Annotated in this window: 11 protein-coding genes and 1 tRNA gene; 11 read left to right on the top strand and 1 reads right to left on the bottom strand. The window is 59.3% G+C overall.

The features are described 5' to 3' along the window. Positions 1-57 precede the first annotated feature (57 nt). From ybiB to dnaG, 8 genes are all read left to right on the top strand, one after another. Complete coding sequence (ybiB, locus tag ACNOHI_RS02695; protein WP_420473084.1) at positions 58-1,050, top strand: DNA-binding protein YbiB; 993 nt, start codon at positions 58-60, stop codon at positions 1,048-1,050. Further along, entirely contained in the window at positions 1,034-1,801 is a 768-nt protein-coding gene (gene cobA / locus ACNOHI_RS02700; protein WP_420473085.1) for a uroporphyrinogen-III C-methyltransferase, read from the top strand. Before ybiB ends, cobA begins: the two co-directional genes overlap by 17 nt. Before the next feature lie 347 nt (positions 1,802-2,148). After that, positions 2,149-3,354, top strand: a complete 1,206-nt coding sequence (locus ACNOHI_RS02705) for a cation:proton antiporter (protein ID WP_420473086.1) — start codon at positions 2,149-2,151, stop codon at positions 3,352-3,354. Positions 3,355-3,370: 16 nt separating this feature from the next. Further along, complete coding sequence (locus tag ACNOHI_RS02710; RefSeq protein WP_420473087.1) at positions 3,371-4,525, top strand: YbdK family carboxylate-amine ligase; 1,155 nt, start codon at positions 3,371-3,373, stop codon at positions 4,523-4,525. Positions 4,526-4,574: 49 nt separating this feature from the next. Then, positions 4,575-5,771: an NAD(P)/FAD-dependent oxidoreductase gene (locus tag ACNOHI_RS02715; RefSeq protein ID WP_420473088.1), complete on the top strand. Its 1,197-nt coding sequence runs from the start codon at positions 4,575-4,577 to the stop codon at positions 5,769-5,771. A gap of 107 nt (positions 5,772-5,878) precedes the next feature. Next, on the top strand, positions 5,879-6,091 hold the full coding sequence (gene rpsU / locus ACNOHI_RS02720) for a 30S ribosomal protein S21 (protein WP_088706764.1): 213 nt from the start codon (positions 5,879-5,881) through the stop codon (positions 6,089-6,091). Positions 6,092-6,235: 144 nt separating this feature from the next. Next, positions 6,236-6,685, top strand: a complete 450-nt coding sequence (locus ACNOHI_RS02725) for a GatB/YqeY domain-containing protein (RefSeq protein ID WP_420473089.1) — start codon at positions 6,236-6,238, stop codon at positions 6,683-6,685. 125 nt (positions 6,686-6,810) lie between these two features. After that, positions 6,811-8,592, top strand: coding sequence for a DNA primase (gene dnaG, locus ACNOHI_RS02730; protein ID WP_420473090.1), 1,782 nt, complete (start codon positions 6,811-6,813; stop codon positions 8,590-8,592). A gap of 346 nt (positions 8,593-8,938) precedes the next feature. Here the strand turns inward: dnaG and ACNOHI_RS02735 are convergent, their stop codons facing one another. After that, positions 8,939-9,235, bottom strand: a complete 297-nt coding sequence (locus ACNOHI_RS02735; protein ID WP_420473091.1) for a hypothetical protein — start codon at positions 9,233-9,235, stop codon at positions 8,939-8,941. On the opposite strand from ACNOHI_RS02735, the gene rpoD reads away from it, so the two are divergent. The 3 genes from rpoD to ACNOHI_RS02750 all read left to right on the top strand — a co-directional run bounded on the left by rpoD (position 9,225) and on the right by ACNOHI_RS02750 (position 13,248). Then, the gene (gene rpoD, locus ACNOHI_RS02740) at positions 9,225-11,447 is read left to right on the top strand and encodes an RNA polymerase sigma factor RpoD (protein WP_420473092.1); all 2,223 of its coding nucleotides are present in this window, start codon (positions 9,225-9,227) and stop codon (positions 11,445-11,447) included. The two genes, ACNOHI_RS02735 and rpoD, sit on opposite strands and share 11 nt — an antisense overlap. Positions 11,448-11,539: 92 nt before the next feature. Beyond that, a tRNA-Ile gene (locus ACNOHI_RS02745) sits at positions 11,540-11,618 on the top strand. Between the two features lie 241 nt (positions 11,619-11,859). Further along, positions 11,860-13,248: a DUF4214 domain-containing protein gene (locus ACNOHI_RS02750; protein WP_420473093.1), complete on the top strand. Its 1,389-nt coding sequence runs from the start codon at positions 11,860-11,862 to the stop codon at positions 13,246-13,248. Positions 13,249-13,304: the final 56 nt, after the last annotated feature.

Genomic DNA, 13,304 nt, shown 5'->3' on the forward strand with positions numbered 1-13,304 from the left:
GGGGAAAATTGCGACGTACACTTTCAGGCGACGCGCGCCTCGTAGTACCCTAACGCCATGGAACAAGCTCATACCAACGAATCCTTCGCCGCCGCTCCCTTCATCAAGGAGATCGGCCGCGGCAAGAAAGGTGCGCGCAGCATTTCCCGTGAAGATGCCTGCCGTCTTTATGAAGCGATGCTCGACGGCCGAGTCTCCGACCTCGAGATGGGTGCCCTCGTGCTGGCGCTACGCATCAAGGGAGAATCTGTCGACGAAATCGCCGGATTTCTCGACGCGGCGGAGCAGTCGTTCGAGAAGCTGACTTGCCCTCCCGGCGAATTCGCGCCGGTCGTCATTCCAAGCTATAACGGGTCGAGGCAAATGCCCAACCTCACGCCCTTGCTGGCGATGCTGCTCGCGCAACGCGGCGTGCCCGTTCTGATTCATGGCGTCACATCCGATCCCGGACGGGTGACCACGGCGGAAATCCTGCAGTCGCTCGGCTTCTCGTTCGCGCACTCGGTCGAACAGGCCATGCAGGGTTTTGCGCGGCGCGAGCCGGTGTTCATGCCGATCGAAGCATTGGCCCCGCGCATGGCGCGTCTCCTGGCGCTGCGCCGGATCCTCGGCGTGCGCAACTCGACGCACACGCTGGTCAAGATCATGCAACCCTTTGCCGGGCCGGCGCTGCGCCTGACCTCGTACACCCATCCGGAATACCTGGACATGCTGACGGCATATTTCAGCGCCGCAGTCCCGCTCGACCGCGGCGACGCCTTCCTGATGCGCGGCACCGAGGGTGAAACCGTTGCCAACGCCAAGCGCGCCCAGCAGATCTCCTGGTTTCATGATCATCAATGCACTGTTCTGGTGCAAAAACAGGAGGCGGTCGATGAATTGCCGCCGCTTCCGCTTCAACGTGATGCATCCACCACGGCCGAATGGATCAGATCGGCGCTCAACGGCAGTCAGCCGGTCCCCGAGCCGATCGCCGAACAGGTGGAACACTGTTTGCATGTAGCAGGGCTCGTACATGCCAAACAGGTGTCACATGGAGAAGCTCGGTAAGGTTGTTCTGGTCGGCGCAGGCCCGGGAGATCCGGACCTCCTCACGCTCAAGGCGGTCAAGGCAATCGCCGCGGCCGATGTGATCCTCGTCGACGACCTCGTCAATCCCGAAATCCTCGACCACGCGCGTTCCGACGCGCGTATCGTCCCCGTCGGCAAACGCGGCGGATGCCAGTCGACGCCGCAGGAGTTCATCGAAAAGTTGATGATCAACGAGGCACGCGTCGGCAACTTCGTCGTGCGCCTGAAAGGTGGCGACCCGTTCATCTTCGGGCGAGGCGGCGAGGAGCGTGCGCACCTGGAAGCGGCCGGTGTTTCTGTCGAAGTGGTTAACGGCATCAGCAGCGGACTCGCCGCACCGGCGGCACTTGGCATCCCGCTTACTCATCGCGACTGGAGCCAGGGCGCGATCTTTGTCACCGGCCATGGCAAGCAGGCCGATGCCAATCCAGACTGGGCCACGCTCGCCAAGCTCGACATGACGCTGGTGGTCTATATGGGCGTCGCCCGTTGCGGCGAGATCCAGCAGGCATTGATCGCAGGCGGCAAGTCCGCCCTGACCCCGGTGGCTGTGATTCACGCCGCGACGTCGTCGAAGCAGGCGCATCTGATTACCACGCTCGGTGAGCTTCCCTCGGCGCTGGCGTCGTCAGCGCTTGCCAGTCCGAGCATCATCGTTATCGGCGACGTCGTCCGTTGCGCGCGTCCCGAATTCCTTACCGAAGCAATGCACCGCCGTTATTTCGCATAGCGCTTCCACATCTTCCGCATCCCTGAATCCTCACTCGGCCGCTCATGCAGATTGAATAAACAGCAATCTGCACCAGCGGTACCTTCCCCTTGGAAATAAATTTTCGGAACTTTTTTGTATTGCCGGTGGACAAAGGTGTGCAGTCCCCACATGGCTGAAACATAAAAGTATAGGTATCAGACGCCGACTCCAGGGAGGTTTCGGAACTTGTTATCCATGCTCATCGATCCGATGACAGTGGCTCGTCGCGCCTGCGCCTGACGAACTCGCCACCGCCGCCGGAGTCCGTCAACTGGTTCTCAGTGCCGTCCTGTGCGCTGATGGACACATTCCGATGAGGAGGCACCATGCCGTGGACCTTCCCGCTGTTCGACCCGTCGCAGCCGCTTCAATGGAACGCGCTGCTGCTGTTCGGCAGCCTTTTGCTGCTCGGACTGATCGGCGGCCACCTGGTTTCGAAGAACCCTTGGATTCCACGCATCACCGGCTATCTCCTGGTCGGCATCGTCGTCGGGGAAAGCGGACTGCAGTGGCTCTCCGGCGACATCCTGAAAGTTGCGCATATCTTCGCCGACATTGCGCTCGCACTTGTTGTCTACCAGCTTGGGCGCTACGTGGACGTCGGATGGCTGCGCCATGAAAGGTGGCTGCTTGCCACCGTGGTGAGCGGTGCCGCGCTCTGCTTTGCGTTTGTCTGGATGGCGCTCGAGCTGCTCGGCGTGGCACGTCCCCTTGCGATGCTCGCCGGCGTGTTCGCAATCGGCACTGCCCCCGGCGTCGTCATGGTGGTCGTGCGCGACCTCGGTGCGGAAGGCCAGGTCACGCGCAGGCTCGCCGCAATGACGGCATTGAACAATCTTGTCGCACTGGTGTCCGCGTATATCATGCTGCCCGTGGTGGCGACTGACGTCGACATCCCGCTGCAGACCTTGCTGTCGAGCACGGTCTACTCGGTATTCGGCTCCGCGCTGCTGGCCTACCTCACCTATCGCCTGATGATGCCCCTTGCACGGCTGCTCGGGCGCGAACGTAGCCGGCAATTCGTCCTGGTGATTGCCATCATCACGCTCACCATCGGCGCCGCTCACGCATTGCGCCTGCCGGTGCTGCTGACCATGCTGATCTTCGCGATCCTCTCCAAGAATCTCGACCTCCAGTACGACCTGATGGAACTGGAATTTGGCGTCGCGAGCGAGCTGTTCATCGTCATGCTGTTCGCGACCATTGGGGCTTCCATCGGCCTCGCCGATATCTCAACCATTGGACTCTCGGTTGCGGTGCTGGTCGGTGCCCGCTTTGCAGCAATGGCATGCAGCATTTTTGCGTTCGCCAGGCCGGCCCGGTTGAAATGGCGGCAAGCAGGACTCCTCACGCTGGGCACCCTTCCCATGGCCGAAGCGAGCCTCGGTCTTGCCCAGATTTCCGCGGTCTATCCGCAGACCGCGGCGGCCGTTGCGCCTTTGCTTGCCGGGACATTGATCGTCCTGGAACTGCTTGGGCCAATCGCTACCCAATTCGCACTCATCAAGTCCGGCGAAAGCGGACGTGAATGAATCACCGGAGACCTCCATGAATGTGCTGCCCTTCACTACATCGACACCCTTTACCATGGGGATCGAGCTCGAACTTCAACTCGTGAATCGTCGCAACTACAACCTCGCGACGGATGCCATCGACCTGCTTGCATGGATCGAGCCGCGCGAGCTGCAGAACCAGATCAAGCTGGAGATCACGCAAGGCATGATCGAACTGAACTCCGGCATCCATACCCGCGTCGACCACCTGCTGGAAGAATTGAAGGAGCTGCGCGGTGCCCTCGCACGAGGCGCGTACCATCTCAATATCGATGTCGCTGGCGGCGGAGCGCACCCGTTCCAGAACTGGAGCGAGCAGCGGATTACGCCAAGCGAGCGCTTCCACCATTTGCACGAGAAATATGGATATCTAGCCAAGACCTTTACCGTGTTCGGACAGCACATCCATATCGGTGTTGCCAATGGCGACGACGCCATGTACCTGACGCACGGTTTCTCGCGCTATGTGCCGCACTTCATTGCGCTGTCCGCCGCCTCGCCGTTCTACCAGGGCGTTGACACCGCGTTCGATTCATCGCGCAGCAATGTCGTGCGCGCGTTTCCGCTCGCGGGCACCGCGCCGGCGGTTACGAAGTGGACCGAGTTCGAGAAGTATTACGACGAGCTGATTGACCTCGGCATCATTGCGAGCATGAAGGATTTCTATTGGGACATCCGGCCCAAACCCGAATACGGCACAGTGGAGATTCGCGTTTGCGACACACCGTTGACGCTTGAGCACGCCGCATTGCTCGGCTGCTACGCGCAGTTGCTCGCGCGCTGGATACTGACCGAGCGGCCGATCGAGGTCGACGACGATTTCTACCTGCTCTACCAGTACAACCGCTTCGAGGCCAGCCGCTACGGCCTCGACGGCGAGATCGCACGTCACGGTGACGACAAGACGGCGCCGGCCGGCAAGCAATCGATTTTCGTCAGCATCCTCGATCGCCTTCAGGACTTGAAGCGCTACGCGCAGAATGAGGCGGAGGTGCAGGCGTTGAAGCGGCTGCGCCACATGGCCTACGAGCGGCTGAACGATGCCGCATGGCTGCGCGAAACCTACAAGAAGCGCGGCTCGCTCAACGATGTGATGCGGCTGTCTTCTGAGCTATGGATGAAAGATTCGGCGTCGCCATATTTCCATTGAGATTGTCCGCTGCGCTTACAATCACGGCTTGTCTCCCATCCAGCAAGCCATGTCAAATCAATACGATGTTGCAGTAATCGGCGCCGGTGCCGCAGGCATGATGTGTGCCGCCGTCGCCGGCCAGAACGGCCGGAAGGTCGTGCTGATCGACCACGCCGCCAAACTCGCCGAAAAGATCCGCATCTCCGGCGGCGGCCGCTGCAATTTCACCAACCTGCACGCCGGTCCGCAAAACTACCTGTCAGAGAACCCGCACTTCTGCAAGAGTGCGCTGTCGCGCTACACGCCGCAGGATTTCCTCGCGCTGATGAAGCGCTACCGCATTGCCTTTCACGAAAAGCACAAGGGGCAGCTGTTCTGCGACAACTCCGCCGAGCAGATCATCGACATGCTCAAGGCCGAATGCAATCTCGGGCATGTGGCATGGCGTATGCCGTGCAAGGTCGAGGCGATCGGCAGGGAAGGGGAGCGCTTCGTCATCGGCACCGATGGCGGATCGATACTTGCGAAGCGTCTTGTCATCGCCACGGGCGGCCTGTCGATTCCCAAGATCGGCGCCACCGATTTCGCTTTCCGTGTCGCGAAGCAGTTTGGCCTGAAACTGGTCGATCCGCGTCCCGGCCTTGTGCCGCTGACCTTCGACAGCGCCGGCTGGGAGCCCTTCGTCCCTCTCGCCGGCATTTCGCTGGAAGTCGGCATCGAAACCGGCGAAAAGAAATCGCGCATGCATTTTCGCGAAGACCTGCTATTCACGCATCGCGGGCTTTCCGGCCCTGCGGTGCTGCAGATCTCCAGTTTCTGGCGGCCAGGTACGCCGCTGACGCTGGATCTCGTGCCGGAGGTCGATGTGGCGCAAACCCTCATCGAAGGCAAGGCCACAATCAAGAAAAACCTCGGCAACATTCTCAACCAATGGCTGCCCGCACGGCTTGCCGATGGACTGTTGCAGGCAAACGGCTTCAAGCCTGACGCGCGCGTTGCCGACATGCCGGACAAGCAGCTGCGCAAGTTGGGCGAGTCGCTGAATCGCTGGGTGATTGTCCCCAACGGCTCGGAGGGCTATCGCAAGGCGGAGGTGACCTGCGGCGGCATCGACACGCGCGAACTGTCGCAGCAGAGCATGATGGCGGCGAAAGTCCCTGGCTTGCACTTCATTGGCGAATCGGTGGACGTCACCGGCTGGCTGGGCGGCTACAACTTCCAGTGGGCATGGGCGTCCGGCGTGGCGGCCGGATTGTCTTTGTAGCAATTGAGGGCATATGCAACACGAAACTGGCATCGCCCTTTCCAATGTTGGTTAACCCTGCTATACTCGTCGTCTTTCCTACAAATTTCATCGGTTTGTGAGTTTACATGACCACTATTCGCATTAAAGAAAACGAGCCTTTCGAAGTCGCCATGCGTCGCTTCAAGCGCACCATCGAAAAGACCGGTCTGCTGACCGAGTTGCGTGCGCGCGAGTTCTACGAGAAGCCGACCGCTGAGCGCAAGCGCAAGCTCGCCGCTGCCGTGAAGCGCCACTACAAGCGCATCCGCAGCCAGCAACTGCCGAAGAAGATGTACTGATTTTGCTGCCGCACGCTTGCGTGCGGTGCTCTGCAAACCCGCTCCGGTGTTCTTCCCGCAGCGGGTTTTGGTGTTTATAGCCTGCTGTATTTTGCGCGCGCCTTGTTGAGCGAGGTGCGGGAACCGTCTGCGATTGGAGAGAAAATGGGCCTGAAAGAGCAAATCACCGAAGACATGAAGACCGCCATGCGTGCCAAGGACAGCGCCAGGCTCGGGACGATCCGCCTGCTGACCGCCGCAATGAAGCAGAAGGAAGTCGATGAGCGCATCGAACTGACGGACGCCCACGTTCTTGCCATCATCGAAAAGATGATCAAACAGCGCAAGGATTCCATCACCCAGTTCGAAGCCGGTGGACGCCAGGACCTCGCTGACAACGAAAAGGCCGAAGTGGCCGTGCTGTCGACCTACATGCCGGCCGCCATGCCCGAAGCTGAAATGCAAGCCGAAGTCGCCGCTGCCGTTGCCGCCACCGGCGCGGCCGGCCCGCAGGACATGGGCAAGGTCATGGGCGTGCTGAAGCCGAAGCTCGCCGGCCGCGCTGACATGACGGTCGTTTCCGCCCTCGTCAAGGCAGCCTTGTCCAAGGCGTGAGTGGCGCAGGCCGGCGATTGCAAAACAGTCGCCGCGCCTCCATATGTAGTGGATGTCGACGCGCACGTGTTCCCGCGGCGCCGGCATGATTTCCCGGGACTGTCCCACGATACCAAGGCGCCGCCGTGATACCGCAGTCTTTCATTCAGGATCTGCTCAACCGTGTCGACATCGTTGATGTGGTCGGCCGTTACGTGCAGCTCAAGAAGGGCGGCGCCAATTACATGGGGCTGTGCCCCTTCCACAACGAAAAATCCCCCAGTTTCACGGTCAGTCCGACCAAGCAGTTCTACCACTGCTTCGGCTGCGGCGCCCATGGCACGGCCATCGGTTTCCTGATCGAGTACTCCGGCCTCGGCTTTGTGGACGCGGTAAAGGATCTTGCGCAGGGCGTCGGCATGGTCGTCCCCAGCGACGACCGCATACCGCCGGCCCAGAGGGCGGAAGCGCAGGCAAAAAGCGTGGCGCTCTCGGACGTCATGTCGCAGGCAGGCGACTATTACCGCCACCAATTGCGCAGCGCTCCGCAGGCTATCGCCTATCTGAAGAACCGCGGCCTGACGGGCGAAATCGCCGCCAAATTCGGGCTCGGCTACGCGCCAAGTGGCTGGGACAACCTGCGCAATGTCTTCGCCGACTACGACGCGCCGGCGCTGGTCGAGGCGGGCCTTCTGATCGACCGCAGCGAGGAGGATGGCGGCGGACGCAAACGTTACGACCGCTTCCGTGACCGCATCATGTTCCCCATTCGCAACGTCAAGGGCCAAGTCATCGGCTTCGGCGGACGCGTTCTCGACAGCGGCGAGCCGAAGTACTTGAACTCGCCGGAAACACCCCTATTTCAGAAGGGGTATGAGCTGTACGGTCTGTTCGAGGCGAGGCAGGCGATTCGCGAGGCAGGGTACGTGCTGGTGACCGAAGGTTACATGGACGTGGTAGCACTGGCGCAGCTGGGATTCCCCCAAGCCGTGGCCACGCTGGGCACCGCATGTACTCCGACGCATGTGCAGAAGCTGCTGCGGCAAACCGATGATGTAATTTTCAGTTTCGACGGCGATGCGGCCGGACGGCGCGCGGCGCGCAGAGCGCTCGATGCTTGCCTGCCACATGCCACCGACGACAAGACGATCAAGTTCCTGTTCCTGCCGCCCGAGCATGATCCCGACAGCTATGTCCGCGAGTACGGTGCGGAAGCGTTCGAGCAGCAGGTGCGTGACGCAATGCCCTTGTCACAATTCTTGCTAAAGGAAGTCACGCGGGATAACGACCTGGCGACTTCAGAGGGCAGGGCCAAGGCGCAGTTCGATGCCAAGCCGTTGTTGCAGGCCATGCCACCATCGGCGCTTCGCCTGCAGATCGTGCGCGCACTCGCGCAGCAGACGCAGACGGCGCCGGCGGAAATCGAGGCCTTGTTTGAACTCGCGCAGCCCGTTGCGCGCACCAAGGTGGCGCCGCCGCGCACCAAGCGGACGCCGCCCATGGGGCTGGAGCGCCAGATGATACGCCTTCTGGTGGCGCACCCCTCGCTGGCGGATGTCCTGGACCAGGCCGCCCTTGATGCGGTGGCGCAGCTCGCGCCCGACAACGCGGCCATGTTGATGCAGTTGATCGACGCCTGCAGGGCCTTGGGGCCGCACGCAAATTTCGCGGCGCTGGCAGAGCAGCTGCGTGCGCAAAGCAGTGATTTTGACGTGCTTATCGCCGAAATTGCTGCAGATTCGGAGTCGGAAGTGGATACCGCCCGTCTCGAACTTGCCGGGGCGGTGCGGCAGACTAAAATGCAATTGTTAAAGGGCGAGCTTGAACGGCTTGCCACCACCGGTCTGGCGACCGAAGAAGCACGCGCGCGTTATCGCGAGCTGATGCAAAAACAAGAGCAATTGAGGCGGGGTCAGGATCCGGCATAAAGCGGCAAGTGCCGGAATGTGCCGAGTTGGCGGGCGGTTGCGATGCCCGCGCGTTCCGCATTGCGGACAATCGCACCAGAATCATGCAACGTCCGGGGCGCGCCGAGGTCGAAGGCAGACAGCGGTGTGCTGTTGTATGCCTTTGAAATGGAGAAATGTTGCTCTCTGTGGTATAATTTAAAGCTTTTGATTCAAGACCTTAGGTTATTTCGCTGACCAGGTTGAAATTTCAGCCGGACAACGAAAAGCCAAGAACATGTCGCGCGGGCGAATGCCGAAGCCAGTCTCACTTATCGGCTCCACCAAGCGCAATCCACTCGGCGCACGAGAGCAAACCAGTTGGTATTCATTCCATGGCAAACGCAATGAAAAAAACCGCGAAAACGACTGAAACTGCAAAAAAGGCGAAATCGGCTGCAACTAAAGCGGCCCCGAGCAAGTCGATGGCAAAGCCTGCCGTGAAGAAGACCACTGCCGCCGCGCCCGCAAGCAAGGCAAAGACGCCGGTAAAAGCTGTATCGAAAACGGGTGTCAAGACTACGCCTAAAACGGCAACCAAGGCAACCCCGTCGAAGTCGAAACCTTCATCCCGAGCCGAAGCAACGCCGGCTCCCGAGAAACTGAAAGCACCCGTGACGAACAAGAAATCCGAATCGAAGACCGCAAGCAAGACCACCAAGGTCGCGGCGAAAGCCGAGCCGAAGTCCGATAGCAAAGTGATGGCGGTCAGCCAGACGACCGATGCGGAAGCATTGGCGGCGATCGACACGTCCAGCTACGTGTTGCCTGCGGTTAAAGTACCCGGTCGCCGTGGTCGCAAGCCGAAGGACTTCCAGCCGGAGAACGATGAGGTCGCCGCGCTGAATGCCGTCGAGCGTGCGGAGCTGAAGGCCGCCGACAAGGCAAAGGCAAAGGACCGCAAGGCCAAGGAAAAGGCCCTGCTGAAGGACGCGTTCTCTTCCGACACGGAGGCTTCCGAGGAAGAACTCGAGCAGCGCCGCCAGAAGCTCAAGACGCTGATCAAGCTCGGCAAGGACCGCGGCTTCCTGACCTATTCCGAAATCAACGACCACCTGCCCGAGAACATTGTCGATCCGGAAGCCATTGACGGCATCATCGGCACGTTCAACGACATGGGCATCGCCGTCTACGAACAGGCGCCCGATGCGGAAACCCTGCTGCTGTCCGACAGCGTCGCGACTGTCGCCACCGACGACGATGCTGAAGCCGCTGCTGAAGCCGCGCTGTCGACCGTGGATTCCGACTTCGGCCGCACGACCGACCCGGTCCGCATGTACATGCGTGAAATGGGCTCGGTCGAACTGCTGACTCGTGAAGGCGAAATCGAAATCGCCAAGCGCATCGAAGAAGGCCTGAAGGACATGATCCAGGCCATCTCCGCCTGCCCGACGACGATCGCCGAGATCCTCGCCGCAGCGGACCGCATCGAGAAGGACGAGATGAAGGTCGACGAAATCGTCGACGGTCTCGTTGATCCGAACGCTTCCGAAGACGTAGCAGCGCCTGCTGCCGCCGCCGCATCCGATGACGACGAGGATGCGGAAGACGAGGAGGAAGAGGAAGAAGAGGAAGAGGAAAGCGGCGGCGGTGCTGCCGCCGGCTATTCCGCCGAACAGCTCGAACAGCTCAAGCGCGACGCGCTGGGCAAGTTCAACGAGATCGCCTCGCAGTTCGACAAGATGCGCAAGGCCTACGAGAAGGAAGGCTACAACTCCAAGCCCTACGTCAAGGCGCAGGAAACCATCTCCAACGAACTGCTCGGCATCCGCTTCACCGCCAAGTTCGTCGAGAAGCTGTGCGACACGCTGCGCGGCCAGGTCGATGAAGTGCGCCATATCGAGAAGCAGATCCTCGAAGTCGCGGTCAACAAATGCGGCATGCCGCGTACCCACTTCATCAAGGTCTTCCCGGGCAACGAAACCAACCTCGAGTGGGTCGATGCCGAAGTGACCGGCAACCATTCGTACAGCGCGATCCTGGGCCGTAACGTCCCGGCGATCAAGGAACTGCAGCAGAAGCTGATCGACCTGCAGGCGCGCGTTGTGCTGCCGCTGCCGGATCTGCGCAACATCAACAAGCAGATGGCCGCGGGCGAAATGAAGGCACGCAAGGCCAAGCGTGAAATGACCGAGGCCAACCTGCGTCTCGTGATCTCGATCGCGAAGAAGTACACCAACCGCGGCCTGCAGTTCCTTGACCTGATCCAGGAAGGCAACATCGGCTTGATGAAGGCGGTGGACAAGTTCGAATACCGTCGCGGTTACAAGTTCTCGACCTATGCGACGTGGTGGATCCGTCAGGCCATCACCCGCTCGATCGCGGACCAGGCGCGTACCATCCGTATTCCGGTGCACATGATCGAAACGATCAATAAGATGAACCGCATCTCGCGCCAGATCCTGCAGGAAACCGGTGCCGAGCCGGATCCGGCAACGCTGGCGATCAAGATGGACATGCCGGAAGACAAGATCCGCAAGATTATGAAGATCGCGAAGGAGCCGATCTCCATGGAAACGCCGATCGGCGACGACGACGATTCGCATCTTGGCGACTTCATCGAAGATAACAACACGCTGGCTCCGGCCGACGCGGCGTTGCATGCATCAATGCGTGGTGTGGTCAAGGACGTGCTCGATTCGCTGACGCCGCGTGAAGCCAAGGTGCTGCGCATGCGCTTCGGCATCGAGATGTCGACCGACCATACACTGGAAGAAGTGGGCAAGCAGTTCGACGTGACCCGCGAGCGCATTCGCCAAATAGAGGCAAAAGCGCTGCGCAAGCTGCGTCACCCGTCCCGTTCCGACAAGCTGAAGAGCTTCCTCGAAGGCAGCTGATCCGCTGAACTGGCAGTAGCGAAGGAAACCCAACCGACGTCCTCGAACCGAGGGCAAAGGGAGAAGGCGGGGCAACCCGCCGATAAGAGATTGGGCCTCTAGCTCATGCTTGGTTAGAGCAGCGGACTCATAATCCGTTGGTGCCGTGTTCGACTCACGGGAGGCCCACCATAAAAAGAAGGGGTTACAGGAAACTGTAACCCCTTTTTCTTATAGAACCATTCTCTTTGCATCCCTCAAGCCATTTGGTCGCCCATTCCACCGAGAAAAATCAAATTCGAATAGCAACAGAGAGGATAAGCTAGCCGAAACAATTAACCGCCGGACACATCGGAATAGGACACCATGATGGCAAATGAGCTACTATTGATTAAGTATCAATTGATGCGCGTCACTTAGGAGGTTCAATCAGATGGCACTATTGACTGTCCAGTCCTACACGAATGACTTAAGAATTGCTACGATCGTCAGTAATTTAAGTACGTCGCCCACTTCCCAGACCGCGCTTGCTTATCTAAATCAGATCGTCAATCTTTATAGCCGTGGCATGGATTCGGCGGCGTACGATGTGGCGTATCGCTACCAGTCCAGCACCTCTCCTTCGGCAAACAATTTGCGGATCCAGACCAGCAATTATGTTGTCGACGTCTACGGCACGTTCTCGCCATCCGGATCGACTGCTACCGAAATCTATTTCTACAATAAGAACACCCAGGACCTGATTACGATGAAAGGCAGCATTTCCTTCAGCGGCCAGCCCTTTACAACGGAGATGAAGCAAGGGAGTACGTTGACGACCATTGCAGCGGTCGTCAATTCGGCTTTCTCCGGCTATAAGACTGTCGTTCTAACATTGGACGGCGAGCTTTCGCTTGGAACGCACGGTTTTACGGGGAAGGTCAATACGTATAAAGAGTCACTGTTTGATTACAGTGGAAACCAGATTCTGATTCAATACAACCTGGCATCGAGTTCCCTGGAGGCAAATGCACATGGCGTCCCGCAGATTACTGATGGAAGGCTGTCAACTGTCTCCTATCAATTCACTGGAGGGGATGGGAAAACTACCGCCGACGCGCTTTTGCTTTCGGACATTGAATACAACATGTCGGAAGTGGGCCTCTCCAATCCGCTGGCAACAGTTCTGAAGGGTAACGATACCGTCATCCTGACGGGCCCTGGAACCATGCCCGTCAGGACAGGTAGCGGCAACGATATCATTCAGAACGGCCCAGGTAACACGACGATTGACGGAGGCGACGGATTGGATGCCTTGGTCCAATCAGGGGCCAGGGCGAATTACACGGTGACAAAATCAAGCTCGAATGGCGGTGTGTCATACACAGTGTCGGGAGCGGACGGATCGGACACGCTTTCAAACGTAGAACGAATCAAGTTCAGTGACGTAAACATAGCTTTGGATACGTCAGGAACGGCGGGCCAGGCATATCGGCTGTATCAAGCTGCATTCAATCGCACGCCCGACAAGGGGGGGCTGGGCTACCAAATGAACGCGCTCGATAGCGGAGCTTCATTAGAACAAGTCGCGCACAACTTCATCAATAGCCCCGAGTTCGTCAAAACATACGGCAATCTTGACGATGTCCAGTTCGTCACTCAGCTCTACCAAAATGTCCTCCATCGCGCCCCGGACTCTGCAGGACTCTCCTTTCACGTCAACAATCTTTCCCACGGTGTGTCCCGCGCGCAAACGCTCGTCGGGTTTTCGGAGTCTCCAGAGAATCAGACAGCGCTCATTGGGGTAATCCAGAACGGCATGGAATACATAGCGGTTGCATAAGTGACCGCAACCTGGAGGGGTGGGATGTCCATCAGTTGATGAAGGGGAAAGTGGAA

Origin of the sequence: Noviherbaspirillum sp. ST9 (assembly GCF_048799745.1) — a bacterium.
Taxonomy (GTDB): domain Bacteria; phylum Pseudomonadota; class Gammaproteobacteria; order Burkholderiales; family Burkholderiaceae_D; genus Noviherbaspirillum.

Excerpts from the sequence above, each read along its gene's own strand:
- ybiB (WP_420473084.1), top strand. The coding sequence starts at position 58 with ATGGAACAAGCTCATACCAACGAATCCTTCGCCGCCGCTCCCTTCATC.
- cobA (WP_420473085.1), top strand. The coding sequence starts at position 1,034 with ATGGAGAAGCTCGGTAAGGTTGTTCTGGTCGGCGCAGGCCCGGGAGAT.
- ACNOHI_RS02705 (WP_420473086.1), top strand. The coding sequence starts at position 2,149 with ATGCCGTGGACCTTCCCGCTGTTCGACCCGTCGCAGCCGCTTCAATGG.
- ACNOHI_RS02710 (WP_420473087.1), top strand. The coding sequence starts at position 3,371 with ATGAATGTGCTGCCCTTCACTACATCGACACCCTTTACCATGGGGATC.
- ACNOHI_RS02715 (WP_420473088.1), top strand. The coding sequence starts at position 4,575 with ATGTCAAATCAATACGATGTTGCAGTAATCGGCGCCGGTGCCGCAGGC.
- rpsU (WP_088706764.1), top strand. The coding sequence starts at position 5,879 with ATGACCACTATTCGCATTAAAGAAAACGAGCCTTTCGAAGTCGCCATG.
- ACNOHI_RS02725 (WP_420473089.1), top strand. The coding sequence starts at position 6,236 with ATGGGCCTGAAAGAGCAAATCACCGAAGACATGAAGACCGCCATGCGT.
- ACNOHI_RS02750 (WP_420473093.1), top strand. The coding sequence starts at position 11,860 with ATGGCACTATTGACTGTCCAGTCCTACACGAATGACTTAAGAATTGCT.